Below are 24,731 nucleotides of genomic sequence, written 5' to 3'. Positions count from 1 at the left end.
TGCTTCGGCCTAGCTTAGGCTTGGCGGAAGCAACTGAGGAATGGAGCAAATTCGGTTACGGCACACTTAACACCTCTTCGTTAACTGTGCGGCGAGCTTACGGCAGCACGCGCACTTTGATATTCCGGTAATGGACTTTGCTTTCTGGGTCGTGGCCTTGGAGGGCGAAAGTGCCGTGGGAGAGACTGCGGCCGGCGAATTGTGGTGGCGGAACCCAAGTGTCGGGCTCGGTAAAGTCGCTGATCACTTTTCCGTCGACGCTGGTGACGATGCGTTTGCCTTCCACGCGGATCACGAGCGTGAACCAAGTGTTGTCGGCGGCGGGAGCTTCGAGGGTATCTTTGATGCCGTAAACGCCGGCGGTGCGCTTGGGATCTTTTTGCGTGTTGTTAACCTGGATTTCGTAGCCTTTGGCGGGCCAGCCTTTGTCCTGCCACTCCGTGTGGAGATAGACTCCGGAGTTAGCCTTGGGGAAAGTCATGACTTCGAGCGAGAGTTCGAAATTTTTGAAATCATGATTGGCCACCGGCCCAACGTAGAAGAGGTGCGAACGCGGGCCATTTACGACGAGGACACCGTCCACGACGGCGAACGTTTGTGGTGACTCGTTGGCTTTCCAGCCGTCGAGTGATTTGCCGTCGAAGAGTGACACCCAGCCGGCGGTGGAAACTTTATTTTCTGCGGCGCTCAAGGCAGCCGCGAAAGCGAGGGCGAGAAGTCCGGACAGAATTTTTTTCATGATAAATAGGGTGAAATCAACGGTCAGGAAATGAGGCCGGCTTTGCGGAGCACTTCGGGCGGCGGGCCGTCGAAGGTGGCCAGCGGCACGTTACCGACATACCCGACGTCGTCGCGGCCTTGCGGAGTCGTGTAAAAACCGCCGGCGGTCAGGTCGCGGTATTGCGCGAATGCCCGCGCGATTTGCTTAAGCTCGGGCTTCGCGGTGCGGGCGAAGCACACGTCATCGCAGAGGGCGTGTTTCTGCTCTTCGGTGAGTTCGGGGAATTTTTTAGAGAAACGTTTCGACGCTTCGGTTTCGACCCAACCGAGCATGGTCAACACGAGTTCCCGATCTTCGACATGAGCCGGGTAGGGCGCGCTAATCCATTCGTCGATGAAGTCCACCACGCCGAGTGCCGAGGCGGACGAGGAGCGTTCATCGGCGGGGATGATCGTATCGCACAGCGCGGCAGCGGTGAGGCGTTGCTCTTCGGTGAGCGTGAGTGGCCAGAGTTCGCCGGGCTTGGAGATGGCGTGGAGATCGGGGTCGGTGCCGATGGTGCGGGGCGCGGATTTGGCGCCGCGCAGAAGTTGCGGAGCCAACGCAGCCGAGGCGGCGGCGGTGAGCATCCATTTCAGAGCGGTGCGGCGATCGATGCGGCGAAGCGGTGTCATGGGCGCGCTTAGAGGTTTTGTTTCCGCAGTTCGGAGACGATGTAGTCGGCGCTGCGCCAGGCGAGGGCCATGATGGTGAGCGTAGGATTTTTATCGGCGTTGCTGGGGAAGGGTGCGCCGTCGGTCAGGAAAAGATTTTTAACGTCCCACGTTTGCGACCACTGATTGGTCACGGACTTTGCGCGATCATCGCCCATGATGGCGCCACCGACTTCGTGAATAATGAAACCGCCGGGCTTGATCGCTTTGGCTCCGTTTTTTTCAGGTTTTTGTCGCACGCGTCCGCCCATCGCGGAGATCAGATCGGCAAAGGTCTGCTCCATGTGCGCCGCCTGCCGGGTTTCGTGTTCCGACCACAACCAGTGGAAACGCAGCACGGGAATACCCCATTTGTCTTTCACGGTGGGATCGATTTCGCAGAAGGAATTTTCGTTGGGAATCATCTCTCCGCGTCCGGAGAAGCCGATAAACGATCCGTAGTAACGACGCGCGTCTTCCTTGAATTTCCGACCGTAGCTGCCGCCGGTGACCCATTCCAAGCCATTGAAGGTGCCCGGGCCGGGCATGCCGCGCTGCGCGCCGAACTCGATGTGATAACCGCGGGCAAAGCCAAGTTTACCGGCGTGCTGTTCCTGATAGAGCCACCACGGGGCGTAAGCGTGCGCGCCCCCGGCACCGTCCTCGTTGTGCGGCGGGAGATTTTCGAGCGCGGGAATCTGGCCGGATAAATTCGCGCCGACCGTGTCCATGAGGTATTTGCCGACGAGGCCGCTGGAGTTAGCGAGACCTTGCGGGAACTGCGTGGACTGGGAGTTGAGTAATACGCGCACGGTTTCGCACGCGCTCGCGGCGAGCACGACGACGCGGGCGGCGGCGTGGTGGGATTTGCCTGTCGTGCGATCGACAAACATCACGCCCTTGGCGAGACCGTCTTCGCCGATCGTGACCTCCGACACCATGGCATTGGGCAACAAATCGAGGTTGCCGCTCTCCATCGCCGGGGGCAGGTGCACCGTCGTGGATTGATACGTGGCGCGGATCGCGCAGCCGCGCCCGCAGTTGGTGGCCCAGAAACAGGCTGCACGCCGCTCCATGGATTCGCGCACGAGGCGTTGGGCGAAGGCGTTGCCGGGGTGAAGTTTCGCCGGCAGGTTTTCGTAATCGAGTCGCTGCGTCAGCACCGCGCGGTGGGCCGCGATAATGGGGATGCCGAGGGTGCGCCCGTGTTTTTGGGTGAGCAGATCGCCGACGCGAAATTTTGGCGGGGGCAATAATACGCCGGGCGAGGAGTCAGGCGTGTTTTCCAAGCCGTCATTGTCGCCGTAAACTCCGATGAGCATTTCGACTTTGTCGTAATATGGGGCGACATCCTCGTAACCGATGGGCCAGTCGAAACCGAGACCGTCGCGCGAGCGGGGTTTGAAATCGTAAGGGCCGTTACGAAACGAGTAACGCCCCCAGTGATTTGTGCGACCGCCCAGCATGCGCGCGCGCCACCACCAAAACTCGCGCTCTTTATCGGTCGAGGCCTGCGTGTAGGGCTCGCCGGGAACCTGCCAGCCGCCGTCGATCGTCGAGTCGTAGAAACCAAATGGTTTTTCCGGCGTGCCAGCGCCGCGCAGAGGCGCTTGCTCCGGGGTTTCGAACATCGGCGTCTCCGTTTCCGGCACGTAATTGCGGCCGGCCTCGAGCATGAGGACTTTCAGCCCTTCGAGGGTGAGGGTGTAGGCGGTCTGGCCACCACCGGCCCCCGAACCGACGACGATCACATCATATTTTTCTTTGAGCTGGTCGGCGGTGATGAGCGGCATGGGAGCAGAAATTTACAGATCGCGGTTTTTATCGAAAAACTTTTTGGCTTCGGCGGCGAGGCGATTGGGATCCTCGGCGAACGCTTTGCTGTCGGTCTCGAGGGCCATCACGCCTGACCACTTCTTTTCTTTGATGGCTGCGAACAGCGCAGCGTAGTTGGCCGCGCCCTGGCCGATTTCGGTGTCCATGGGCACGAGCTTACCGTCGGCGGATTTTTCGATTTTCTTGTCCTTGAAATGCATGTCGTAGACGCGGTCACCGTAGCTGCGAAAAGTCTCCGCGGCGTCAAAACCCGCCGCGGTGATCCAACCGACATCGAGACACACGCCGATGCGGGCGTCGCGTTCGGCGAGGATTTTGCGAATCGTTGCGGGGTCGCCGTAACCCGTGCCGGTGCCATGGTTGTGGATGGCGAGCTTGATGTCGTATTCTTTGACGAGCGCTTCGAGGTTGTCCCAGATCGTGAGATTTTTTGGTTCAACGATGATGAGTTTCATGCCCATCAGTTTCGCGAATTCGAAGAGCTTGCGATTGGCATCCTGGTCGAGACTCGTGGCGGCGACACCGAAGGAGTAAGCCGTGAGTCCGCGCGCATCGAGAATCGCTTTTTTGCGGAGGCTTTCTTCCTTCGACGCGAGCGGATCAAGGTGCGCGGCGATGAATTCGATTTTCTTGATGCCGTGCCTGGTCGCAAAATCGAGCACCTGCTCGAAATTCATATTACGACACGTCCAAGTTTGGAGGCCGAACTCGGGTTGAGCGCGGGCGGTGAGCGATAACGCCAGCGCGCACAGTCCGAGAAAAAGAGAGAATCGTTTCATGGGAATTTCGTGGCGATTAAATGAACCACTCGTCGCCCTTTTTATAGGGCACGTCGCCATCGTAGCGACCGGGCACCTCGAGATAACGCAGGGCCTGCGTGGAGCCGATTTCAGACGAGAAATAGCCGAGGATCGTCAACTCGCGCATCATGCGAAAATAATGCGCGGGAGGCCGGTCGGGCACGGCGCCGGTTTCGTAACTTTCGGTGACGCGCTTATTGGTAGAGGTGTATTTGCGCTGCTCGCGGTCGAGTTCGTTGAGGAACGTCGTGCGGTTCTCCGGTTTGCCGGAAATGAATTTTTCGCTGAAACGTTTTTCGTAGTCCGCCGCAAGCTGCGCGAGACCGGCCTTGAAGCCCTCCTGATCGCGCGAGACGTAGCAATCGGTGACCATCATTGCGATGAAGGCTCCGATGCCGACGGCTTTGGCGCCGGGAATTTTGGTCGCGGGAATAATCGTTTCGCCGATCTCATCCAGCAGGGCGATGTTGGCCGGCGAAAAGAGTGCGGCGGATTCTTTTTCGGAGCCGAAGGTTTTGGCTAACAGTCGCGGTCCGACCACGGAGGCGCCCATCATGAGTGCCATTCTGATCACCGCTTCGCGTCGAGTCATGTTCATGGACGGAAAGAGTTAGAGGTTGCCGCGCTTGAGTTCGGCCACGGCGAAATCTGCCGCGCGCGCCGTGAGCGCCATATAGGTGAGGGAGGGATTCACGCACGCACCGGAAGTCATGCAGGCGCCATCGGTGACGAAGACATTGGGCGCATCCCACACTTGATTATGGGCGTTGAGCACGGAGGTCTTCGGGTCGCGGCCCATGCGAGCGGAGCCCATTTCGTGAATCCCGCGACCGAAGGTGTAGCCGCTATCGGTCTTGCGGACTTTTTTCACGCCGGAGGCTTCGAGCATTTCTGCGGCGTCATTGGCCATGTCGATGCGCATCTTCTGTTCGTTTTCGCGAATCGAACAATCCAGCGCGATGGCGGGGAGGCCCCACGAATCTTTGGTCGAGTGATCGAGCGTCATCTGGTTGTCGTGGTAAGGCAAAATTTCTCCGAAACCCGTCATGCCGATGCTCCACTGGCCCGGTTCCATCAGCTCTTCTTTGAGTTCAACGCCGACGCCGAGTTCGGCCACTTGCCGCGACCAGCTGCCACGGCCAGCGCCTCCTTGATAACCGAACCCACGGAGATAATCGCGTTTTTCGCCGGTGCGGACATTGCGGAAACGCGGGATATAAAAACCGTTGGCGCGCCGCCCATAAATTACACGGTCTTCGAAACCTTCCACTTCGCCGCCGGCGCCGATGCGGAAATGGTGATCCATGATGTTGTGGCCGAGTTCGCCGCTGCTGCTGCCGAGGCCGCCCGCCCAGATATCGGTGGCGGAGTTCATCAGCAACCACGCCGAATTCAACGCCGAGGCGCAGACGAAAATGATTTTCGCGGTGTATTGGTGAATTTCCCTCGTTTCGGCATCGATGATTTCGACGCCGCGCGCTCGCTTCGTGTTTTTGTCGTAAATGATTTCTTTAACGATGGAGAACGGGCGCAGCGTGAGATTGCCCGTCGCGACGGCGGCGGGCAGTGTGGAGGACTGGGTGCTGAAATAAGCACCGAACGGACAGCCGAGCGCGCACTTGCTGCGGTATTGGCAGCTGGCGCGGTTTTCTTTCGGCTCCGTCATGTTGGCGACGCGGCCGATGATGAGGCGACGCTCGTCGTTGAAGGCGGTGCGGATGCGAGCGGCGACGTGTTTCTCGACGCAGTTCAAATCCATCGGCCGCTGGAATTGGCCGTCGGGGAGTTGCGGCAGGTTTTCTTTCGAACCGCTGATGCCGGCGAAACGCTCGACATGGTCATACCACGGCGCGAGGTCCGCGTAACGAATCGGCCAATCGACCGCGACGCCTTCCTTGGCGTTGGCTTCGAAGTCGAGGTCGCTGAAACGATAACTTTGGCGTCCCCACATGAGCGAGCGACCGCCGACGTGGTAACCACGAAACCAATCGAACGGTTTTTTCTCGGTGTAAGGATGATCCTTTTCGTCGCACCAGTAGTCGCGATTGGATTCGCTGAGGATATAATCGCGACGCTGCACCGGGTGCGCGGCTTTGTCGGCGACGGTATCCTTGCCGCGGTGAGGAATTTCCCACGGGCCTTTCAGCGCGTTAACGTAATCCTTGATGTGTTCGATATTCCTGCCGCGTTCGAGCAGGAGAACTTTGAGGCCTTTTTCAGTGAGCTCTTTGGCGGCCCAACCGCCGCTGATACCGGAACCGACGACAATCGCGTCGTAGTGCGAAGAATTGGAAGTTACCATGGGGAGTTCTCTCGGAATTTAGAACTGGAGGAGGGAAGGGTTACACGCTGCACAATTTCACCGCAGCGCGCAGTGAATCGAGAGCGGGTTTTTTCTTGGGGACAAATTCCTGGCCGACGAAACCGGTGTAGCCGGTGGCTTTGATCGCGCGCATGATCGCCGGATAATAAAGCTCCTGCGTCTCGTCGATTTCAGCTCGGCCGGGATTTCCGCCGGTGTGATAGTGGCCGATGTAAGCGTGGCTTTCCTGAATCGTGCGGATGACGTCGCCTTCCATGATCTGCATGTGATAGATGTCATAAAGCAGTTTGAAGCGTTCCGAGCCCACGCGCTTGACGAGTTCCACGCCCCACGGCGTGCGATCGCACATGTAGTCCTTGTGATTCACCTTCGAGTTGAGGAGTTCCATGATCACGTTCACGCCGCGCTTCTCGGCGTGGCCGACGATTCGCTTTAAACCGATGGCGCAATTTTCGAGCCCTTGCTCATCGGACATGCCGTCGCGATTACCGGAGAAAAGAATTACGGCGGGGATGCTGGCGTCGGCGCACTGATTGATGCGCGCAATCATCGACTCGACGTAGGCGTCGTGATGCTCGAGGCGGTTCATGCCTTTGACGATTGTCGTAGTGCCGTTGGCGATCGCGCACGTGAGGCCACGCGCTTGCACGACGGCCCACTCGTCGGGGTTGAGGAGTTCGATGGACGACAGGCCGATGTCTTTCGCGACGTCAGCGAGGTCAGCGAGAGGGATGTCTTTGTAACACCATTTGCACACCGAGTGACGGAAGCCGCTGGAAGAGAGAGTGGGCATAGAGGCTTGAGGCGTTTGGCCGGAACTCACGCCGGGCAGGGCGGCCAGTGCCAGCCCACCGGCGAGAGTTTGGAGGGCTTCGCGGCGGGTGAATTGGGACTTCATAAAAGAAGCTGGAAATTAGTGCGCGGCGTGCGCGGAAGACTTGCGGCGGAAGACCAGCAACAGAGCAAATACGACCACGAGAATGGCGGGCAAAATCGCGACCTTGCCAAGCGCCTCGAGGCCCGCCGCGGCTTGAATGGCCGCGAGCGTGTCACCGGTAGGCGCGGCGCCCGCCGGAGTGCGCGCGACAATGCCGGCATCATACCACTTGCCAATGATCGGAAGCACGAAGCTGACGCTGAGCATGCCGGCGCCACCGATAATCGCCATGCCAAGCGCGCCAGTCTTCGGGTAATTCTCCGCGACATAACCGACCATCGTCGGCCAAAAGAAACAGACGCCGAAGGCAAAAATCGTCGCCGCCACGAAGAGCATCGGGCCGGTGGAATGACTCATCGTGTAAAGACCAATGGTGGAAAGAATCGCGCTCATCACGAGCATGCCCGGAGGCGAAAGTTTGTGCACGAACGGGCCGGCGAACATCCGCCCGACCGCCATCAGGCCGGTGATCCAGACAAGCACAAGAATGCCGGAAACACCTGCATGCGAAAGAATGTTGGGAATCCAATTACCGGAGCCGAGTTCGGTCGCCGCGGTCAGCAGCATGCAAACGACCATGAGAATGAAGCCCGGCGCAAGACAGGCGGTAAACATCGAGCCGGCGCTTTCGCCGCGCTCCGCACGTTGAGTGCGCGGCACTTGCTGGCCAATGAAAAGAAAACCGTAAGCGACCAGCGGTAGCAGCATCGTGGCGAACTGCGCCTTCCAGCCAAACCCGAGTTTGCCGAACGCGAACGCCAACAGACCGCCGATGACGATGCCGCCCGGAAACCACACGTGAAAGTGGTTCAGCTTAGTCGTCTGGTTATTCGGATAAAGGGTGGCCACGAGCGGATTGCACGCCGCCTCGACGGAGCCGTTGGCTATACCGAAGAGGAGGGTGCCAGCAAACAAGCTCCAGAAATCCCACGCAAAAATCGTCAGCAAGATGCCCGCGGCATGTCCCACAAAAGCGATGCCGAGGATTCGTTTGAATCCCAACGAGTCGACCAACGGGCCGCCAAACATCATCGCGAGCGTAAACCCCCAAAACGCGGTGCCGCTGACCCAGCCGACTTGCTCGTTGTTCAAGTTAAACTCTTTGATCCATTCGCCGGTTGCTTCGGCGCGGAGAGCAAAACTCATGGCGGTGACAATCAGGGCGACGCAGCTCGCCGTAAACAGACGGGACGGATTCATATTCGAGGTAATGGTTGAATCTTTGCGCAGGTTCGGAATTAAAACCGTGCGTGGGGGAAGCCGACATCTTCACGGTTTAAGTGAAGAGCGCTAGCAAAAATAGCTACGCCCCCCCTTTCGGGTGAGGGGAATTCGGGTGATAAAGAAAGTGATGCCATTCTGAACGCAGGGAAGCCTTCTTCACTGCGTTCGAAACGCACAGGGCAAAGCCGGACCTGCTGACCTGCTCGCGCGAGCAGGATGACGATCAACAGCGCTTTTCTGATGCGTTAAGAGGAAGGGCGTGACGGACCGTTTTGGCGCGCGGCCCGACTCAACCGGGCGAGAACGAGAATCTACTTCGAAGCGCGCAATGCTTTCTCGATGATCGGCTGCATGACGTCGGCTTGGCGCAGGAAACCGAGGTCGTTTGGGTGCGAAGCGTCGGTCGCGCCTTCGGCGTCGTCACCGAGCAGGTTGTCGCCAGCGATGTAGAATAATTTTTTCACGCCTTCTTTCCGCAATGCGTCATAAGCGGCTTTGAGGGCGGCGTGATTGTCCGTGTGGAATTTATGTTTTTCCGGCGTGATCCAGTCGTTCGTGTAGCGGCGATCTTCGACGAGCACGATCGGCGTGTCGGGACGTTTGGCGCGGAGCTGTTTCACGAGCGGGATGCATTTCTCGGTGACCTGCGCGGGATTCATGTTGGGCAGGCAGTCGATGACGAAGACGGCAGCGTCGATTTGCGTGAGAAAATCGCCCACGGCGGCATCCATGCGACCGTTGCCGGAGAAACCTAAATTGACGACTGGATGGTCGAGGCGGCGTCCGATGATCGCGGTGTGCACCATGCCAGCGCGCGAAGCCGAAGCACCGTGCGTAATCGAAGTGCCGTAAAACACGATCGGCTTGGCGGTGCGCGGTGCGAGCGGTTTGAACGCGGCTTTGGTCGGCACGCCGATTTCGAGCAGTTCCACTCCGTTGTAGAGCGGCAGGTAAAGCGCATATTCGCGCGAGCCGGGGGCGAGGCCTTTGATGAGTTCCACGCGCATGTCCTGCGAGTCGGGCTTCGAGGCCTGCACCCAACGCCATTTGCCGCGGCTGTCGCGCGCGTAGAGATCGACGCCGCTGCCACCCATGGGCGACATGTTGGTGGAATTCAAACGGGCCTTCAGCAATTTGTAGTGGATGTGAATCGAAGGCGCATCGGTCTCGAAACGCACCATCATGCCGGCGGAGTCACGGCTGAGATTCCAGACGTTGGTCGTGACCGTTTTTTCCGCGGACGCGGGCAAGCGGTCGAACCAGCGAAGGCGGGTCTGCTCCGGCCACGCGCGGCCTTCCACGCCCCATTGAGTGACATCGTGCCACGCGAGCGCTTCGGTGGGTTTGCTGGCGGCGTTGCCGGCGAGAGTTGGGTCGAGGCGTGTGCTATCCGGCGGGGTGGCGGGAGCAGCGGTTTGAGCGTGGAGCGAAGCGCCAAGCACCAGCGCGAGGAGGAGGGAGCAGGTTTTCATGGGGTTGGAAAATGGGGTATCAGAACGAGTTGAAATCTAACCTCCGGGCAGGTTTTCAGGATGTGCGAATTTTAAAAGCCCGCACCGGAGCTCGGTCTCCACCTTCGAGCTGATCTTACTTCGCCGAAGCTGCTTCGGTGTATTCGCCGAGGGCGCGGTAACGTTCGTAACGCTCGTCGAGCAACTCATCGGTCTTTTTACCGGTGAGGTTCTTCAAGTGACGCACGAGCACTTTTTTCAAGGCGGCGGCGGCGGCGGACGGGTCGTTGTGGGCGCCGCCCAAAGGTTCGGGAATCACATCGTCGACGACTTTGAGTTCCTTGAGGTTCGCGGCATTGAGTTTGAGCGCGGCGGCGGCTTTGGGCGCATGCACGCGGTCTTTCCAGAGAATCGCCGCGCAGCCCTCCGGCGAGATGACCGAGTAGTAAGCGTTTTCGAAAATGAGCACGCGATCCGTGACACCGATGCCGAGCGCGCCGCCGGAGCCGCCTTCGCCGACGATGATCGCAACGGAAGGAACCTTGAGCATCGCCATCTCGCGGAGGTTGACCGCGATGGCTTCAGAAACGTGGCGGGCTTCGGATTCCACGCCGGGATACGCTCCGGGCGTGTCGATGAAGGTGATGACCGGGAGATTAAATTTCTCGGCGAGTTTCATCAGGCGGAGGGCTTTGCGGTAACCCTCGGGCTGCGGCATGCCGAAGTTGCGGAGAATGTTTTCGCGGGTGTCCCGGCCTTTCTGCTGCGCGATGATCATGATCGGCTGGCCTTCGAAAAACGCCGTGCCACCGACGAGGGCGCGGTCGTCATTAAACTGACGGTCGCCATGCAACTCCTGGAAATCCACGCAGAGCGCGTTCACGTAATCGAGCGCGTAGGGGCGCTTGGGGTGACGAGCGACTTGCACGCGCTGCCATGGCGTGAGGTTGGTGTAGATGTCGCGCTTGGTGCTGTCGATTTTGGTTTCGATCGTCGCGAGCTCTTTGGACATATCGATGTTGTTTTCCAGCGATTGCTGGTGAAGAGCGTCGAGCTGTTTTTCGAGTTCGCGAAGCGGCTTCTCAAACTCAAGCAGGTAAGCGGGTCTATCCATCCGGCAAGGTTAGGGAAGCGGGGGAGTCGCTGTCAATTAGCGGAATTTCGCCCCCGTCGGGCTTTCTTTCGGCTAAAATAGGGTTCCGCTTACGTAACGCCGCCTTTTGCGGCGTCGGGATTCCTCAATTGGTCTTTCCAGCTGAGGATTTTGGCCTGCGCGCCGAATTTTTCGGCCATCGGTTTATCGCCTTTTTCCATCCAGATGCGCGAAAGGGTCGTGTTGATAAACAGGTCGTCGGTGCGGATCGCGTGCGCGGCTTGGGCGGCGACGAGGGCGGCGTCAAAACGGCGAAGCGAGAAGTTGATTTCCGCGAGCGCGTGCCACGCTTCGAAGGAGTGCGGCGCGGCGTCAGTCGCGCGGGCGAGTTTCGCGAGGGCGGCGTCGGCATCGCCCATCGTATAGTCAAACGTGGCGTCTTCGATCAGGGTTTGGAGTTCTTCAGCTGTCACGGAACGCGCAACGTAAACGCGACGCGGCCAAAAGAAAAGGCCGGCTTCGCAGCCGGCCTGATTAAATTGAACTGGATTATCGACGCTTAGGCTTTCGCCGCCGGCGCGGTGCCGACGAGCGCGAGCGTGAGTTTGATTTCAGAATTCACCTTGTCTTCGTTTTGACCGGGCTGGATGCCATAGTCGCCACGTTTGATCGTGAATTCGCCGCGGACGACGAGAAGGTCACCTTTATTGCCGACCTTGGTGCGTTTTTCGAGAGCGCCCGCGAGGTAGGTGATTTTCACCGGGACACTGATTTCTTTTGTCACGCCTTTGAGGGTGAATTTGCCCGTGGCGGTGGCGGTGGTCTCGTTACCGGTGGTTTTCACGTTGGCGAGCTTCGTGAGTTCGAAGGTGATTTCCGGGTTGGCCGCGGTGTCGAGCCATTGGCCTCCTTGGATGTGTTCGCCCATCATTTTGTTGGCAACGGTCAGCGACTTGGCGTCCACGACGATCTTGCCGCTCGTGCTGGCGGGGCTGGCGGGGTCGAACTGAACAATCCCGGAGACGCCTGCGGCGGAGCCGGCGATGGGCTCGAGCACGGAGTCGAGGTGGAACTGGACGGCGTTGACGCCTTTAGGATCCTTGAAATCGAAGGAAGTCGGGGCGGCGACGAGCGACGCGGCGGCAGCGAGAGCGAGGACGGAGGTGATGATGCGTTTATTCATGATGGATTTAGTTTGGATGCTTAGAACGGAAGAAAAAGGAGAGCACGAACAAAGCGGCGGCGACTCCGAGTCCAGCGCCGAGAGTATCGATGCCCGGCACGAAACGTTCCTCGTAGGTCACATAATCGATGCCGGTGATTTCGTCTTTTTGGTTAACAGGGACGCGATCCTGGCTCCAGCCGGTGCGGCCGTCTTTCGCGAACCAGAAGCCGACGATGCCGATTGCGACCAGCGCGGCGAGGATGCGAAGAAATTTGCGAACGGGAGAGGGACGAGAACCAGTGGAAGCGGCCATAAAAGTGACGAGATTGCTCAGGCTGGCCAATTTGATTGCATGTGCAACTAATTATTTCCTCACACGATCAACATCGCGTCGCCGTAACTGAAAAACCGGTATTCGCGTGCGACGGCTTCGGCGTAAATTTCCTTAAGCCAGGCAATGCCGTCAGTGGAGCCGGGGGTGAGCAATGCCGACACGAGGCAGAGCAGCGTGGAGCGTGGCTGGTGAAAATTTGTCACGAGCGCATCAATGCCGCAAAAGGGACGCGGCGGGTAGATGAAGATGCCGGCTTCGCCGAGAAAATCGCGCTCGAGCGGAGTGTCGTGGCGTGACAAAAAATCCTCGATCGTGCGCACGGAAGTCGTGCCGATGGCGATGCGACGAGCGGGCGCTTGCGTCGTGAAAAGCGCGCGCTGCGTGGCGACGGGAATTTCGTAAACTTCGCGGTGAATCGCGTGCGCTTCGATTGTGTCGGTCGCGATGGGCCGAAAGGTGCCGAGGCCGACATGGAGTGTGAGATCCGCGGTCGTGACGTCGCGTGATTTTATTTTGGCGAAAAGCTCGTCGGTGAAATGCAGGCCGGCGGTCGGGGCCGCGGAGGCGACTTGATGCGCACGGTCGGCGTAAACGGTTTGGTAGCGCTCGCGGTCGACGGCGCGCGCGGCATCTTGTTCGCGACCGGTGATGTAGGGTGGCAACGGCATTTCGCCGATGCGATTGGCGACAGAAAGAATGTCGCCGTCGGCGACTTCGAACGCGACGCGCACGAGGCCGTCTTCGGTTTTTTCGCGGACGGTCGCGTTAAAAATCCCGGACAAACCGAACGTCGCGTCGACGGGGAGTTTTTTGCCGGGGCGCACGAGGCACCACCATTGGTTCGCGTCGAGGGCAGGGCGAAGGAGCAGGCACTCAACTTGGCCGCCTGTGGGACGATGCGCGTGCAGCCGGGCAGGAATGACGGCGGCATTGTTGCGGAAAAGACAATCGCCGGCGCGCAAGTAGTCGGGGAGATCGGTGAACTGACGGTGTTCGAGGGTGCGCGTGGCGCGATGCACGACGAGCAGGCGCGACGCGTCGCGTTTTTCCGTGGGGGTTTGCGCGATCAGGTGCTCGGGCAACGGGTAATCAAAAAGGTCGGTGGCGAGGGACGACACGGACTCAGTGAAATTAGGCACGGCGTTGCGAGCAAGCTCGCAACCTTCGAAGCAGAAGTGGAGGCGGATGGCCCCGCCTCTATAAGCCGCTGGCCCGCCCGGAGGTCCAGCCCTACCAGCGGCACAATCAACCAAAGAAAAAGCGCAGGCCGTGAGGCCTGCGCGGTGCAACGAGCAAAGCTGGATTGCTTAGAACTTATAGCCGACTTTTGCGAACCACCACAGCGCGTCGGTGGTGTCGAAGGCGCGTTTGCCGCCGCGCAAACCGATGCTGTCGCCGTATTGTGCGCCGCCGGTAATTGTGACGCGTTCGAGGCGCCAAGGCACCTCTGCGCTAAAGCCGTAGTAGGTGTAACTATCGGCACCACGATAACCGCCGTAGGCTTGGAAATTTTTCGCGTCGGTGTAGCCGAGGAACCCGCTCAAGTTGAGCGAGAGCGGCAGTTCGCCGAAGGGAATGCCATAACCGAGCGCGCCCTCAGTGGTGACCGCTTCGAGGCGGAAGTCGTAGTAAACATACACGGAGCCGGCGAGGTTTTGCGCGAGCGGTGCATGCACGCCGGCGTAAACTTCGAAGGTGTCGCGCAGGCGGAACGGCGTGCGTGAAGGATCGGGATAATCGTAGAAGATGGCACCGACATCGTAGGAAATCGTGCGCCCTGCCCATTGGGTTTCGAGGTCGGATTGGTAGCCGGCAGCGACGTTGTATTCGCGCAAGCTGTGGCTGTCGGAGGGGTGCATCGTCCAGAGATTGCCGTAGAAATTTCCGTGGTTTAGGCGGAGGCTGGCTTCGACATTGGAGTTCTCGCGTTTGATGCCGCGGAAATCGTAGCGGCTGTTGGCGCCAACTTCGACGCTGCCCGTGAGTTGGGCTTGGGCGATGAATGGTGCCGTGAGCGTGCAGGCCAGCAGCAGAGGGAGAATACGTGATTTGATCATGTTCTTAGGTTTTGGTTTTCGGTCTGAAAAATTTAGGTCAGTTGCCCAAAAAACCGGCGGTGCCGAAGCAGCCGCCGGTTTGAGAGGGGAACGTTTAACTTAGTAAACGAACGTGGACTCTTGCTTGATGAGCGGCTCCGTGAGGAACGAACTCATGAACTCGAGGCTGGCCTTGCCGATGCCCGGAGTGAGCGCTTCAGCCGGCACGCGGAGCTTGATGGAGCCGCGCGGCGGGATGATCACTTCAGGGAAGGTGACGACCTGGCCTTCGATCGTGCCTTGCGCGTCACCCGTGGCGCTCGTGGCGCGGAGGTTGGCGGAAAGCGTGAGCTTCAGCTGGGCGTTCACCGGCTTCAACGTGCCTTGGTTGGTGATCTTGATTTCGTAGACGGTGGATTCGCCGACCTTGATCGGATCCTTCGTGTCGACGAGTTCGGTCAAGACACCCGGCGCGCCTTCCCACATCGTGGTGGCTTTGGCGACGGCGGAGACACCGTTGCTGGCGCGGGCAGTGACAGCGTTGGTCGTCGAGCCCGGGGTGCTCGTGGTGAGCGTGATGTCGTAGCCGACGCTTTGACCCGGAGCGAGGGTCGGGATGTTCCAAGCGACGCGGCCGCTGCGAGCGTCACCGCCAGAAACCACCGAGGTGCCGCGCGGGAGTTCGTCGATCACGTCGACATTGGTGAGCGTCGTGTCGCCTTCGTTGGTGACGTTGATGCGATACGTGGCGTTCTTGAAGACGTATTCGGAAGCCGGGCCGGTCTTGGTGACGCCAATCTTGGATTGGACCACGGAAACCGTCGTGCTGCTATCAACCGGCTGGAGGTTAAGGGCAGTGGCGCGGGCGGTGTTGGTGTGCGTGCCGCGAGAATTGGCGGTGAGCGGGATATTAATGACCTTCGATTCGCCCGGAGCGAGCGTGCCGACCGGAGTGACGACCTGGCGTTCACCCGAAGCGTGGCTCAAGCCAGAGGGCAACATGTCGGTAACGACGACATCACGCGCGGGCGCGGTGCCGGCATTGCGCACGGTGATGGTGAAAGCAGTCGGGCTGCCGAGCTCGGCCGAAGCCGGGCCGGTCTTGGCGATCTCGAGACGAGGCGAGCCCGCAAAGAGCGGAAGCACGACGATCGGGTCGACGCACACCATGGAACTCGTGAGGAAATTTCCTTCGCGCGTCGGCTTAACCGTAATGATGTGATCGAGGTATTCGCCTTTCGCGAGCGACGGATATTTCCACGTCAGATCGCGGCCCGCGAGGCGGCTGTCGGGATTTGCACCGACGAAATCAAGGCCTTCGGGAAGGTGCTCGACGACGTGGATTTTGGTGATGTTTTCCAGCGCGGTGACGCGGAGGCGATATTGGTAGTTTTCGCCGACTTGCGCGGAAGAGAGGAGGGTTTTCTCGACCGTGTAGAGATTGGAATCAAAACGGGAACCGATGGCACCGCTGGTGATCACGGGACGTTGCGGCTCGGAGACGACCGTTGCCGGTTCACTGCGGACAGTGGTCGTCGTGCTACGCGCTTCGCGGGCAGGCAAAGTTTCAGGCGGCGTCGCCAATTGCTGACGCTGCGACTGCGGCGCAGAGGGCGGGTAGGAGGGATACGACTGCGATGCAGGCGTGGTCCGTTGGTTGGACTGCGCGAAGAGCGCGGATAATGCTACCGTAGTAGAAAGCGCCAGGGCGGCCATTGTGCGCTTAGTGAACATATTCATATGGTATTTTTAATTACGTGGTTGGAGGCGTTTCTTAAAACTGCGTCTTCCGATCTCATGGGAAATCGACCTGCGGCGGTGTTTTATGAAACACCTGATGTGGGTGTTGCGTGTCGCGAGACCGTGGCAGTTGTTGCCCTGTTCCTGATTAAGGGTTTACCGTGCCTACGTTCAGGCAATCGCCTTAGGGTGTTGGCCTCAGACTACCGCGGGCGTTTGCGGCTTTGGGCGTCAAGGTCCGGATGGGGCAAGCTGAGGTCAGTAACGTTGGCGTGCCCAAACAGATTTTGAAAAAGGGCTTGCCTCACTACAGGCAAATGCGCCGAATGCCGCTCCTCTTTTGCCGCTTTAGCTCAGTTGGTAGAGCGACTCATTCGTAATGAGTAGGTCGTCGGTTCAAATCCGACAAGCGGCTCCAGTTTTAGCCCGGTTTTCGCAAGGAAGCCGGGCTTTGCTTTGTCGGATTCGAAAGTTTTCGCTCAATTATCCGCGATGTGATCGTCGGAGAGATGGCCCTGTAATTTCCGACGCAGGCGCTGAGTCTCGATTTCGTTTTTTAGCGAGGTCGCGAAAAGCTGTAAGCGGCGACGCGTCTCGAGCGTTTCCAGGAGAATCTGTTTCAGCGCGCTGTTCTCGCAGAGATTGAACACGGCGATGTCGGTAAAGGTGTCGATGTCTTCGATGCTTTCGAGAAACTGCGTCATGCCTTTGGGCGAAGGCGTGCCGAGACGGCGGCGGACGTTGAGGAGGCGCATCACTTCGCCGCGTAGGCCTTCAAGCTCGGCGTAATGAGTGCCGGCGATCGTCGCGAGCGGTTGGACGGCGATGGTGCGGTAGGGATGTTCGCTGACGATGTGTTTGATTTCGACGCGGCAGATTCCCTGAAGCAGGAGATTGGAGGTGCCGTTTTCGCCTTCCTGACAGGCGCGGACGATCCCGACCGACGCAAAAGGGTGGAGCGGTTCGGTTTCTTGGGAGGTCTGCTGGCGGGCGTGGTCGAGTCGCGCGACGGCAAACAGTCGATCGGTTGCAAGCACGTCAGTTAACATCTGCTGATAACGTGGCTCAAAGATGTGGAGCGGAAGGAGCGCCTGCGGGAAGAAAACCGTGTCAGGCAAAGTCATCACCGGAACCGTCGCAGGCACGTGAAGCGTCTCCATGGTGGGTGAGAGTAGGTCGTTGGGTTAGAATATCAACTGACACATTGATGGCACAGTGTGACAGCAGTGCTGCATCAGGTGTGCCATCGTGGCCCTGAATTCACGACTTTGTGGGTGAAGTGATGGCGTGGTAAATCAATTAACATGTTGAAGAGTAAGGATAAAAGAACGAATCGGTTACGGGGCACGGGCATTGCTAGAACGGAGGACATATGAGTAAAATTCTAGGCATCGACTTAGGCACGACCAATTCCTGTATGTCCATTATGGAAGGTGGCGAGCCAGTGGTCATTCCAAACGCTGAAGGCGCCCGCACGACGCCGTCCGTGGTGGCTTTCACCAAGACGGGCGAACGCATCGTGGGCCAGGCTGCCAAGCGTCAGGCCGTGACCAATCCCCAAAACACGATTTTCTCCGCCAAGCGCCTCATCGGTCGCAAGTTCACCGAGGTGCGCGAAGAGGCGAAGAATTTCCCCTTTAAAGTGGTCGAAGGCAAAAACGGCGATGCTTACATCGAAGTGAAAGCCGGCGACAAAACTGAGACGTTCGCGCCGCAGCAAATCGCGGCGTTCGTCCTCGGCAAATTGAAGGCCGACGCTGAGGCCTACCTCGGTGAAAAAATCGCGCAGGCTGTCATCACGGTCCCCGCTTATTTTAATGACGCCCAGCGTCAGGCCACGAAAGACGCCGGCAAGATCGCCGGTCTCGAAGTGCTCCGCATCATCAACGAACCGACGGCGGCCTCGCTCGCTTACGGTCTTGATAAGAAGAAAGACGAAAAAATCGCAGTGTTCGATTTGGGTGGCGGCACGTTCGACGTGTCGGTCCTCGAAATCGGCGATGGCGTCTTCGAAGTCAAAGCCACGAACGGTGATACGCACCTCGGCGGCGACAACTGGGACGATGCGATCATCGGCTGGCTCGTTGACTCCTTTAAAAAGGAAAACGGCATCGATCTCCGCAAGGATCCGATGGCGCTCCAACGCTTGAAGGAAGAAGCCGAGAAGGCGAAAATCGCACTCTCTTCGTCCACGACTTACGACATCAACCTGCCGTTCATCACGGCGGATGCGTCTGGCCCGAAACATTTAAATCTTCAGCTAACCCGCGCGAAGATGGAGCAAATCTGCGACAGCCTTTTCGAGCGCTGCATTCAGCCGTTCAAAAACTGTCTTAAGGACTCCGGCGTTTCCTCCGACAAGATCGATGAGCTCGTGCTCGTCGGCGGCATGACCCGCATGCCAAAAGTTGTTGAGATCGCTCGTTCGCTCGGCGGCAAGACGCCTCACCAAGGTGTGAATCCTGACGAAGTCGTCGCCATCGGCGCCGCGATTCAGGGTGGCGTTTTGAAGGGCGATGTCCGCGACGTTCTGTTGCTCGACGTCACTCCGCTGACGCTCGGCATCATGACGGCTGGCGACGTTTCCACGGCGATGATCCCGCGCAATACGACGATTCCGTCGAAGAAATCACAGGTGTTCTCCACTTACAGCGACAACCAACCGGGTGTTGAAATCGTCGTCCTTCAGGGCGAACGCCCGATGGCACGCGACAACAAGAACCTCGGCACGTTCAAGCTCGACGGCATTCCGCCGGCTCCGCGCGGCACGCCGCAAATCGAAGTCACCTTCGACATCGACGCCAACGGTATCCTTAACGTGTCCGCCAAGGACACGGGCACGGGCAAAGAGCAAAAGATCACCATTCAAGGTTCGTCCGGTCTCTCGAAGGAAGAGGTCGAGAAGATGACCAAGGAAGCTGAACTCAACGCCGCGGAAGACGCGAAGCGCAAGGAAGCCGTCGAAGCCAAGAACCAATTGGACACGACGATCTACCAACTCGAAAAAACCCTCAAGGACGCGGGCGACAAAATCCCTGCCGATGTGAAGACGAAATTTGAGACCGCGATTGCCGACGCTAAAAAAGATCTCGAGAGCAACGATCCGGCGAAGATGAAAGCTTCGTTGGAAAACCTCACGAAGATCGGCGCTGAACTTTATCAGCAGGCGCAGGCCGCCGGCGCGACCCCGGGCGGGGCTCCGACCGGCGAAGCGACCCCGGAAAAAGACGCCGGCCCGACTCCTGAACCGAAACCTTCCTCCAAGAAGGCCGAAGGCAAAGTGGTTGATGCCGATGTCGAAATCGTCGACGACGAAAAGAAGTAATTTTTAACCGCGAACCCGCGATTGCCCTCGTGCAATGGCGGGTTCGCTTTCTATTCTCACCAACTCTCAATTAACCAAAACTTTTAACCCCGAATCCAAATCAATATGGCTAAAGTAAACATCAAACCTATCGGTGATCGCGTGCTGGTGCAGCACATCGAAGAAAAAGAACAAGTCCGCGGTGGCATCATCATCCCGGATTCTGCGAAAGAAAAACCGCAGGAGGCGAAAGTCATCGCCCTCGGCACCGGCAAGCGTGACGAGAACGGCAAAGTTTCCGCTTTCGAAGTGAAAGTCGGCGACAAGGTTCTCATCAGCAAATACGGCGGCACCGAAGTCAAAATCGACGACGCTAAATACACGCTCGTTCGCGAAGACGACATCCTCGGCGTCATCGGCTAATTGGCCGTTCCGCTTATCTCCTAATCTTAATTTAATTACTTACTACTATGGCAGCCAAACAACTCCTGTTCGATGAAGCAGCCCGCCAGAAGATTCTTCGCGGCGTCGAGCTTCTCTCCAAAGCCGTCAAGGTCACCCTCGGACCGAAAGGCCGTAATGTCGTCATCGACAAAAAATTCGGATCGCCCACCGTCACCAAGGACGGCGTGACCGTTGCGAAGGAAATCGAACTTTCCGATCCTTACGAAAACATCGGCGCCCAACTCGTGAAGGAAGTCGCTTCCAAGACGAACGACGCTGCCGGCGACGGCACCACCACCGCGACCGTGCTCGCTGAAGCCGTCTACAAAGAAGGCCTCAAGCACGTCACCGCCGGTGCCAACCCGATCTATTTGAAGCGCGGTATCGACAAGGCCGTTGAAGCCGCTGTCGCCGAGCTCGCTAAGGTTTCCAAGAAGGTCAACGACCGCGAAGAAATCCGCCAAGTCGCCACCGTCTCCGCAAACTGGGATGGCACGATCGGCGAGATCATCGCTGACGCCATGGACAAGGTCGGCAAAGACGGCACCATCACCGTCGAAGAAGCGAAGTCCATCGAGACGACGCTCGACGTCGTTGAAGGCATGCAGTTCGACAAGGGCTACCTCTCGCCGTATTTCGCGACGAACATGGAAGCTCAAGAAGCCGTCCTCGAAGACGCTTACGTGCTCATCCACGAGAAGAAGATCGCGAACCTTCAAGAGTTCCTCCCGCTGCTCCAATCGGTCGCCAAGACCGGCAAGCAGCTCCTCGTGATCGCTGAAGAAGTTGAAGGCGAAGCCCTCGCGGCCCTCGTCGTTAACAAGATTCGCGGCACGATCAACGTGTGCGCCGTCAAGGCTCCTGGCTTCGGCGATCGCCGCAAAGCCATGCTCGAAGACATTGCAGTCCTCACGGGCGGCAAGTGCATCACGGAAGATCTCGGCCTCAAACTTGAGAACCTCACGCTCGCCGACCTCGGCAAAGCGAAGAGCATCAAAGTTGATAAAGAGAACACCACCATCATCGGTGGCGCCGGCAAGTCCACGGACATCCAAGGCCGCGTGAAGCAGATCCGTCGTCAGATCGACGAAACCACCAGCGACTACGACAAGGAGAAGCTCCAGGAGCGTCTCGCGAAGTTGGCTGGCGGCGTGGCCGTCATCAACGTCGGTGCCACCACCGAATCCGAGATGAAGGAAAAGAAACAGCGCGTTGAAGATGCTCTCCATGCGACCCGTGCGGCCGTTGAAGAGGGTATCGTTTCCGGCGGCGGCGTCGCGCTCTTGCGCACCGCCAAAGCTGTTGACGCTTCCATCGCGGCGCTCGAAGGCGACGAAAAGCTCGGCGCGCAAATCATCCGTCGCGCCATCGAAGCCCCGCTCAAGCAACTCGTGTTCAACGCCGGCCTCGAAGGCGCGGTCGTTGTGCAAACGGTGCTCTCCAGCAAGGGTAACAATGGTTACAACGTCGCCACTGGCACTTACGAAGACCTCGTGAAGGCTGGCGTCGTCGATCCGACCAAGGTGACCCGCATCGCGTTGCAAAACGCGGCGTCTATCGCCGGCCTCCTCCTCACGACCGAGTGCATCATCACCGATGCCCCGGACAAGAAGGATGCCCCGGCAGGCGGCGGCGGCCACGGCGGCGGCATGGGCGGCATGGACTACTAAGTTCCGTCTACGCTCTTCGGAGCTACGACGCGGCGAGTCCAAGCCCCTCGCTTCTAAAATTAATTCTCAAGGCGCGCTCTCCGGAGCGCGCCTTTTTTTTCTCTCCGGGCGGCGAACGTTTCGGCATGTGCTTGGCGCTTATGGGTTATCTTGAAAAACAAAAAACCCGGGCTCCGTAGCCCGGGAATTTTGACCAACCTTTGAAACCACCCTTCGGTTCCGAAGGAAATTTATGCGCGCAGTGTTTATTTGGTCGCGGTGTTGCGGAGCTTCAGGGTCTCGCAATACCACGTGCCGAGTTCGTTCGTGGTCGCGTCAAAATAAACCGGGTAGGCGACCGTGCGGATTTCTTTCCAAATGGCGCCGCTGCGTTTGGTTTGAAAAATCGAGACGATGAAAACGCCATTCGGATTGAGGAACTGCGCGTAACGTTTCAGCAGGCCGGCGCGATCATCGGTGTAGTAAATCGATTCGGGGAAAATGATGACGTCGAACTTTTGGTCAGGGACAAAGGTGGTCATGTCCGCGACGAGGTAGCGCACGCGATGATTCGCAAAAGCCTGAGCTTCGGCGATGGCGAGGTCTGACACGTCGATGCCCAGCCACGTGCTGTAATCATCCGGAGCAACGCGTTGTTGGAGGAGGGCGGCGCCGCTGCCGATTTCGAGCACGCTCTTGCGCGTGCCTTGGCGGTGTAACTGCGAGGCGCAGGCGTCTAAGCGCGCGAGTTCGAGCGGGGCTTTGAGTTTTTCCCAGCGACCCTCGGCGTATTGATGATTCCAGCGTTCACGCTGGTCGCGGAGCACGCGGCGTTTGAACCACGAGGCAATGGAGGTAAAGAGCGAGGGACGTTGGACGGCGGCGGTCATACTACTTGGAGGTGAGGCTGGGTTGCCCCTAAACCGAGTTTGTTAAAATTGCGTTGAAAGTTGATGGCGTGACGTGACCACAGCCGCGCGATGCGTTTAGTGTCGATCAGAGTCAGGTCACCGCAGCTTGAGACCGTGTGCAGGCCGTCGTGATGCGTGGATGACGCGAGGTCGCCGGTGAGTCGCGTGCGAAGATGGGTCACGGTGATTTGTGAAACCGAAAGTTGCGTGAATTTTAAGAACCGCGCGGCGCCGCCGTAGGTGACGCTGCAATCTTGAACGGGCAGCACCACGAATCCGTCGTTGTCGATGAACGGCGTTCCGCCAGGGCGGGCTCCGCTGAGATTACGAATCAGTGGGTTTTTCGGATGCCGTGTCCACGGGCCGTGCAAATTCGGCGCGTGGGCAATGTGCAGCTCTTTTTGATCGGCAGCTTCGGGCCCGACGACCGTGTAAAACATCCACCACAGGCCTTCGTGCTTAATCACGGACGCTTCGGCCGCGGAAATGTCCGACAGCAGAGTCGCTTCACGCACCCATTTTCCGGGGAATTCTGCGGCGTGGTAGAGCGTCACTTCATTTGAGCGATGACACTCGGGAATCATGAACACCTCACCGGCGTGTTGAATCAAGTAAGGGTAGGAGAGGTGAAACGGCCCGCTGAGGACGATGGATTTTTCCTGCCACGTGAGCTTCCGGTCGAAGGCGTGATGCTCGATCACCGCGTGTTTCGTGCGGTAGTCGAATGCCTCCACGAAGATGTGCGTGGTGCCGTCGCGTTTGAGTCCGAACGGATCGGCGAGGTAGCGCCATTCGCCGGGATCCGGTAACCAGACAATTTGATCGCGACATGCTTCCAGCGTGCCCGGCTCGGCCAGTGCTTGGATGGAGGCTGGCACGATGCCGACGTTCCAGAAATCGCTGCGAGGCGGACGGATCATGTCGCGGCTGCAGGCTCCCAGCTCTGGACGACTTGTTCTTCCCGCGTGTGGATGACTTCTTCGTAGAAGCTCATGATTTCCGCGACGCGCAGTGCAGGCTTAAAGGGCTTCAGATCATACGCGAGCTTCGGCAACTCGCCGCGATTAAACCGCGCATAGGCATCGGCCAGCGCGGCAGTCATTTCGTCCACGCAACCCGGCGCGACCAGCGTTACCGGTTGATCCTGCAAAAATTCCGACGGGCCGGCAGTCGCGGTGGAGATGATCGGCGCGCCCGTGCTCATCGCTTCGAGGATCGCGAGGCCGAAACTTTCTTCGCGCGACGGCGAGACGAACAAATCGAACTCACGCAGGCACTCGTGCACCGCCGCGCGATAGCCAAGGAAATGAATTCGCGGATCGCCAGCGGCCAATTTTTCGAGGGCGGCGCGTTGCGGGCCGTCGCCGAGGATAACCAAACCGGCACAGTCGGGAGCAGTGCGACGAAATGCGGAGATGAGCACATCGACCCCTTTGCTTTCGTGCAACCGGCCAACTGCGCCGACGAGGAACATATCCGAACTAATCCCAAGTTTCTGGCGCAGGCCGGCCGAGGTGTTCGCGGCAGGTGCGTCGGGCAGCCAATTCCAAACCGTGCAATTCCTGCCACGATAGCCGTCGATCGCGACGGCTTGGGTGTGGTTCACGCAAATCACACCGCCAAGGCGGCCGTGTTGATGCGCTTTATAGCCTACATGCAGGGTAGCCACCGTGCGATGCCGGTGCGAAAGCGCGCCGAGTGCCTTGCAGGCCGCGCTCAAGTGTCCGTGGCAGACATCTGGTTCGATTTTCGCCAGCAACTGCTTCAGCCGAAATGTGCGAAATAAGCGGCCGACCGCGTGAAATTTAATCTTCGGCGAGAGCGCTTGCTGGATCAACGATCCGCGCGTGCCCGCTACGTGCACTTCGTGACCGAGCGCCGCCTGCTGGTTGGCCAATTCCACGCAATAGCGCTCGGAGCCAGCGAGGTTGCGGGTGAAAATCGCGTGCGCAATCCGGAGGTGGCTCCCACTACGTGAAAAAGGTGGGTTGGATTGCAAAGCGACGGTGTGCTGCACGGCGTTGACGGAGTGGAGGTTGAACAAACCAACGCGCGGTGAGGGGCACGTCGG

The 24,731-nt window shown here is 58.8% G+C and carries 23 protein-coding genes and 1 tRNA gene; 4 read left to right on the top strand and 20 right to left on the bottom strand.

Annotation, left to right across the window (positions count from 1 at the left end; genetic code table 11):
• Nucleotides 1-97 precede the first annotated feature (97 nt).
• From ACRRQW_RS00625 to ACRRQW_RS00550, 16 genes are all read right to left on the bottom strand, one after another.
• Nucleotides 98-739 (bottom strand): 3-keto-disaccharide hydrolase, encoded by a 642-nt coding sequence (locus ACRRQW_RS00625; RefSeq protein WP_438479213.1) that lies wholly within the window; start codon nucleotides 737-739, stop codon nucleotides 98-100.
• A 23-nt stretch (nucleotides 740-762) separates the two neighbouring features.
• On the bottom strand, nucleotides 763-1,395 hold the full coding sequence (locus ACRRQW_RS00620) for a gluconate 2-dehydrogenase subunit 3 family protein (protein WP_438479211.1): 633 nt from the start codon (nucleotides 1,393-1,395) through the stop codon (nucleotides 763-765).
• An 8-nt stretch (nucleotides 1,396-1,403) separates the two neighbouring features.
• Nucleotides 1,404-3,206: a GMC oxidoreductase gene (locus ACRRQW_RS00615; RefSeq protein WP_438479209.1), complete on the bottom strand. Its 1,803-nt coding sequence runs from the start codon at nucleotides 3,204-3,206 to the stop codon at nucleotides 1,404-1,406.
• A 12-nt stretch (nucleotides 3,207-3,218) separates the two neighbouring features.
• Nucleotides 3,219-4,028 (bottom strand): sugar phosphate isomerase/epimerase family protein, encoded by an 810-nt coding sequence (locus ACRRQW_RS00610; protein WP_438479207.1) that lies wholly within the window; start codon nucleotides 4,026-4,028, stop codon nucleotides 3,219-3,221.
• 16 nt (nucleotides 4,029-4,044) lie between these two features.
• The gene (locus ACRRQW_RS00605; protein ID WP_438479205.1) at nucleotides 4,045-4,647 is read right to left on the bottom strand and encodes a gluconate 2-dehydrogenase subunit 3 family protein; all 603 of its coding nucleotides are present in this window, start codon (nucleotides 4,645-4,647) and stop codon (nucleotides 4,045-4,047) included.
• 12 nt (nucleotides 4,648-4,659) lie between these two features.
• Complete coding sequence (locus ACRRQW_RS00600) at nucleotides 4,660-6,351, bottom strand: GMC oxidoreductase (RefSeq protein WP_438479203.1); 1,692 nt, start codon at nucleotides 6,349-6,351, stop codon at nucleotides 4,660-4,662.
• Between the two features lie 40 nt (nucleotides 6,352-6,391).
• Nucleotides 6,392-7,270, bottom strand: a complete 879-nt coding sequence (locus ACRRQW_RS00595) for a hydroxypyruvate isomerase family protein (protein ID WP_438479201.1) — start codon at nucleotides 7,268-7,270, stop codon at nucleotides 6,392-6,394.
• Between the two features lie 15 nt (nucleotides 7,271-7,285).
• A complete protein-coding gene (locus ACRRQW_RS00590; RefSeq protein WP_438479199.1) occupies nucleotides 7,286-8,509 on the bottom strand; it encodes an MFS transporter in 1,224 nt (407 codons plus the stop codon).
• 335 nt (nucleotides 8,510-8,844) lie between these two features.
• Nucleotides 8,845-10,005, bottom strand: a complete 1,161-nt coding sequence (locus tag ACRRQW_RS00585) for an SGNH/GDSL hydrolase family protein (RefSeq protein WP_438479197.1) — start codon at nucleotides 10,003-10,005, stop codon at nucleotides 8,845-8,847.
• Between the two features lie 115 nt (nucleotides 10,006-10,120).
• On the bottom strand, nucleotides 10,121-11,098 hold the full coding sequence (locus ACRRQW_RS00580) for an acetyl-CoA carboxylase carboxyltransferase subunit alpha (protein ID WP_438479196.1): 978 nt from the start codon (nucleotides 11,096-11,098) through the stop codon (nucleotides 10,121-10,123).
• An 89-nt stretch (nucleotides 11,099-11,187) separates the two neighbouring features.
• The gene (locus tag ACRRQW_RS00575; protein ID WP_438479195.1) at nucleotides 11,188-11,550 is read right to left on the bottom strand and encodes a tetratricopeptide repeat protein; all 363 of its coding nucleotides are present in this window, start codon (nucleotides 11,548-11,550) and stop codon (nucleotides 11,188-11,190) included.
• 86 nt (nucleotides 11,551-11,636) lie between these two features.
• Complete coding sequence (locus tag ACRRQW_RS00570; protein ID WP_438479194.1) at nucleotides 11,637-12,260, bottom strand: YceI family protein; 624 nt, start codon at nucleotides 12,258-12,260, stop codon at nucleotides 11,637-11,639.
• A gap of 7 nt (nucleotides 12,261-12,267) precedes the next feature.
• On the bottom strand, nucleotides 12,268-12,555 hold the full coding sequence (locus ACRRQW_RS00565; RefSeq protein WP_438479192.1) for a hypothetical protein: 288 nt from the start codon (nucleotides 12,553-12,555) through the stop codon (nucleotides 12,268-12,270).
• A 59-nt stretch (nucleotides 12,556-12,614) separates the two neighbouring features.
• Entirely contained in the window at nucleotides 12,615-13,694 is a 1,080-nt protein-coding gene (gene queA, locus ACRRQW_RS00560; protein WP_438479190.1) for a tRNA preQ1(34) S-adenosylmethionine ribosyltransferase-isomerase QueA, read from the bottom strand.
• Between the two features lie 189 nt (nucleotides 13,695-13,883).
• Nucleotides 13,884-14,633 (bottom strand): TorF family putative porin, encoded by a 750-nt coding sequence (locus tag ACRRQW_RS00555; RefSeq protein WP_438479188.1) that lies wholly within the window; start codon nucleotides 14,631-14,633, stop codon nucleotides 13,884-13,886.
• Between the two features lie 99 nt (nucleotides 14,634-14,732).
• The gene (locus ACRRQW_RS00550) at nucleotides 14,733-16,352 is read right to left on the bottom strand and encodes a DUF11 domain-containing protein (RefSeq protein ID WP_438479186.1); all 1,620 of its coding nucleotides are present in this window, start codon (nucleotides 16,350-16,352) and stop codon (nucleotides 14,733-14,735) included.
• A gap of 342 nt (nucleotides 16,353-16,694) precedes the next feature.
• Between ACRRQW_RS00550 and ACRRQW_RS00545 the strand changes: the two genes are divergently transcribed.
• Nucleotides 16,695-16,770 (top strand) — tRNA-Thr (locus tag ACRRQW_RS00545).
• 61 nt (nucleotides 16,771-16,831) lie between these two features.
• On the opposite strand, the gene ACRRQW_RS00540 is transcribed toward ACRRQW_RS00545, so the two are convergent.
• Nucleotides 16,832-17,512, bottom strand: coding sequence for an LON peptidase substrate-binding domain-containing protein (locus tag ACRRQW_RS00540; protein ID WP_438479184.1), 681 nt, complete (start codon nucleotides 17,510-17,512; stop codon nucleotides 16,832-16,834).
• 212 nt (nucleotides 17,513-17,724) lie between these two features.
• Here ACRRQW_RS00540 and dnaK point away from each other — a divergent pair, with 212 nt between their 5' ends.
• From dnaK to groL, 3 genes are all read left to right on the top strand, one after another.
• Nucleotides 17,725-19,677, top strand: a complete 1,953-nt coding sequence (gene dnaK, locus ACRRQW_RS00535; RefSeq protein ID WP_438479181.1) for a molecular chaperone DnaK — start codon at nucleotides 17,725-17,727, stop codon at nucleotides 19,675-19,677.
• A 105-nt stretch (nucleotides 19,678-19,782) separates the two neighbouring features.
• Nucleotides 19,783-20,079, top strand: a complete 297-nt coding sequence (locus ACRRQW_RS00530) for a co-chaperone GroES (protein ID WP_438479179.1) — start codon at nucleotides 19,783-19,785, stop codon at nucleotides 20,077-20,079.
• A gap of 47 nt (nucleotides 20,080-20,126) precedes the next feature.
• On the top strand, nucleotides 20,127-21,770 hold the full coding sequence (groL, locus tag ACRRQW_RS00525) for a chaperonin GroEL (protein ID WP_438479177.1): 1,644 nt from the start codon (nucleotides 20,127-20,129) through the stop codon (nucleotides 21,768-21,770).
• 245 nt (nucleotides 21,771-22,015) lie between these two features.
• Here the strand turns inward: groL and ACRRQW_RS00520 are convergent, their stop codons facing one another.
• The 3 genes from ACRRQW_RS00520 to ACRRQW_RS00510 are packed head-to-tail and all read right to left on the bottom strand — an operon-like array spanning nucleotide 22,016 to nucleotide 24,704.
• Nucleotides 22,016-22,639, bottom strand: coding sequence for a class I SAM-dependent methyltransferase (locus ACRRQW_RS00520; protein ID WP_438479175.1), 624 nt, complete (start codon nucleotides 22,637-22,639; stop codon nucleotides 22,016-22,018).
• Complete coding sequence (locus ACRRQW_RS00515; protein ID WP_438479173.1) at nucleotides 22,636-23,580, bottom strand: glucosamine inositolphosphorylceramide transferase family protein; 945 nt, start codon at nucleotides 23,578-23,580, stop codon at nucleotides 22,636-22,638. The genes ACRRQW_RS00520 and ACRRQW_RS00515 overlap by 4 nt, the downstream gene beginning before the upstream one ends.
• Nucleotides 23,577-24,704 carry a glycosyltransferase gene (locus ACRRQW_RS00510; protein ID WP_438479171.1) on the bottom strand — a complete coding sequence of 376 codons (1,128 nt, stop codon included), beginning with the start codon at nucleotides 24,702-24,704 and terminating at the stop codon, nucleotides 23,577-23,579. Before ACRRQW_RS00510 ends, ACRRQW_RS00515 begins: the two co-directional genes overlap by 4 nt.
• Nucleotides 24,705-24,731: the final 27 nt, after the last annotated feature.

Source organism: Oleiharenicola lentus (assembly GCF_051660365.1).
GTDB lineage: Bacteria > Verrucomicrobiota > Verrucomicrobiia > Opitutales > Opitutaceae > Lacunisphaera > Lacunisphaera lenta_A.
This window is presented reverse-complemented; position numbering and strand designations above follow the sequence as displayed.

Excerpts from the sequence above, each read along its gene's own strand:
- ACRRQW_RS00625 (WP_438479213.1), bottom strand. The coding sequence starts at position 739 with ATGAAAAAAATTCTGTCCGGACTTCTCGCCCTCGCTTTCGCGGCTGCC.
- ACRRQW_RS00620 (WP_438479211.1), bottom strand. The coding sequence starts at position 1,395 with ATGACACCGCTTCGCCGCATCGATCGCCGCACCGCTCTGAAATGGATG.
- ACRRQW_RS00615 (WP_438479209.1), bottom strand. The coding sequence starts at position 3,206 with ATGCCGCTCATCACCGCCGACCAGCTCAAAGAAAAATATGATGTGATC.
- ACRRQW_RS00610 (WP_438479207.1), bottom strand. The coding sequence starts at position 4,028 with ATGAAACGATTCTCTCTTTTTCTCGGACTGTGCGCGCTGGCGTTATCG.
- ACRRQW_RS00605 (WP_438479205.1), bottom strand. The coding sequence starts at position 4,647 with ATGAACATGACTCGACGCGAAGCGGTGATCAGAATGGCACTCATGATG.
- ACRRQW_RS00600 (WP_438479203.1), bottom strand. The coding sequence starts at position 6,351 with ATGGTAACTTCCAATTCTTCGCACTACGACGCGATTGTCGTCGGTTCC.
- ACRRQW_RS00595 (WP_438479201.1), bottom strand. The coding sequence starts at position 7,270 with ATGAAGTCCCAATTCACCCGCCGCGAAGCCCTCCAAACTCTCGCCGGT.
- ACRRQW_RS00590 (WP_438479199.1), bottom strand. The coding sequence starts at position 8,509 with ATGAATCCGTCCCGTCTGTTTACGGCGAGCTGCGTCGCCCTGATTGTC.
- ACRRQW_RS00585 (WP_438479197.1), bottom strand. The coding sequence starts at position 10,005 with ATGAAAACCTGCTCCCTCCTCCTCGCGCTGGTGCTTGGCGCTTCGCTC.
- ACRRQW_RS00580 (WP_438479196.1), bottom strand. The coding sequence starts at position 11,098 with ATGGATAGACCCGCTTACCTGCTTGAGTTTGAGAAGCCGCTTCGCGAA.
- ACRRQW_RS00570 (WP_438479194.1), bottom strand. The coding sequence starts at position 12,260 with ATGAATAAACGCATCATCACCTCCGTCCTCGCTCTCGCTGCCGCCGCG.
- ACRRQW_RS00565 (WP_438479192.1), bottom strand. The coding sequence starts at position 12,555 with ATGGCCGCTTCCACTGGTTCTCGTCCCTCTCCCGTTCGCAAATTTCTT.
- ACRRQW_RS00555 (WP_438479188.1), bottom strand. The coding sequence starts at position 14,633 with ATGATCAAATCACGTATTCTCCCTCTGCTGCTGGCCTGCACGCTCACG.
- ACRRQW_RS00550 (WP_438479186.1), bottom strand. The coding sequence starts at position 16,352 with ATGAATATGTTCACTAAGCGCACAATGGCCGCCCTGGCGCTTTCTACT.
- ACRRQW_RS00540 (WP_438479184.1), bottom strand. The coding sequence starts at position 17,512 with ATGGAGACGCTTCACGTGCCTGCGACGGTTCCGGTGATGACTTTGCCT.
- dnaK (WP_438479181.1), top strand. The coding sequence starts at position 17,725 with ATGAGTAAAATTCTAGGCATCGACTTAGGCACGACCAATTCCTGTATG.
- ACRRQW_RS00530 (WP_438479179.1), top strand. The coding sequence starts at position 19,783 with ATGGCTAAAGTAAACATCAAACCTATCGGTGATCGCGTGCTGGTGCAG.
- groL (WP_438479177.1), top strand. The coding sequence starts at position 20,127 with ATGGCAGCCAAACAACTCCTGTTCGATGAAGCAGCCCGCCAGAAGATT.
- ACRRQW_RS00520 (WP_438479175.1), bottom strand. The coding sequence starts at position 22,639 with ATGACCGCCGCCGTCCAACGTCCCTCGCTCTTTACCTCCATTGCCTCG.
- ACRRQW_RS00515 (WP_438479173.1), bottom strand. The coding sequence starts at position 23,580 with ATGATCCGTCCGCCTCGCAGCGATTTCTGGAACGTCGGCATCGTGCCA.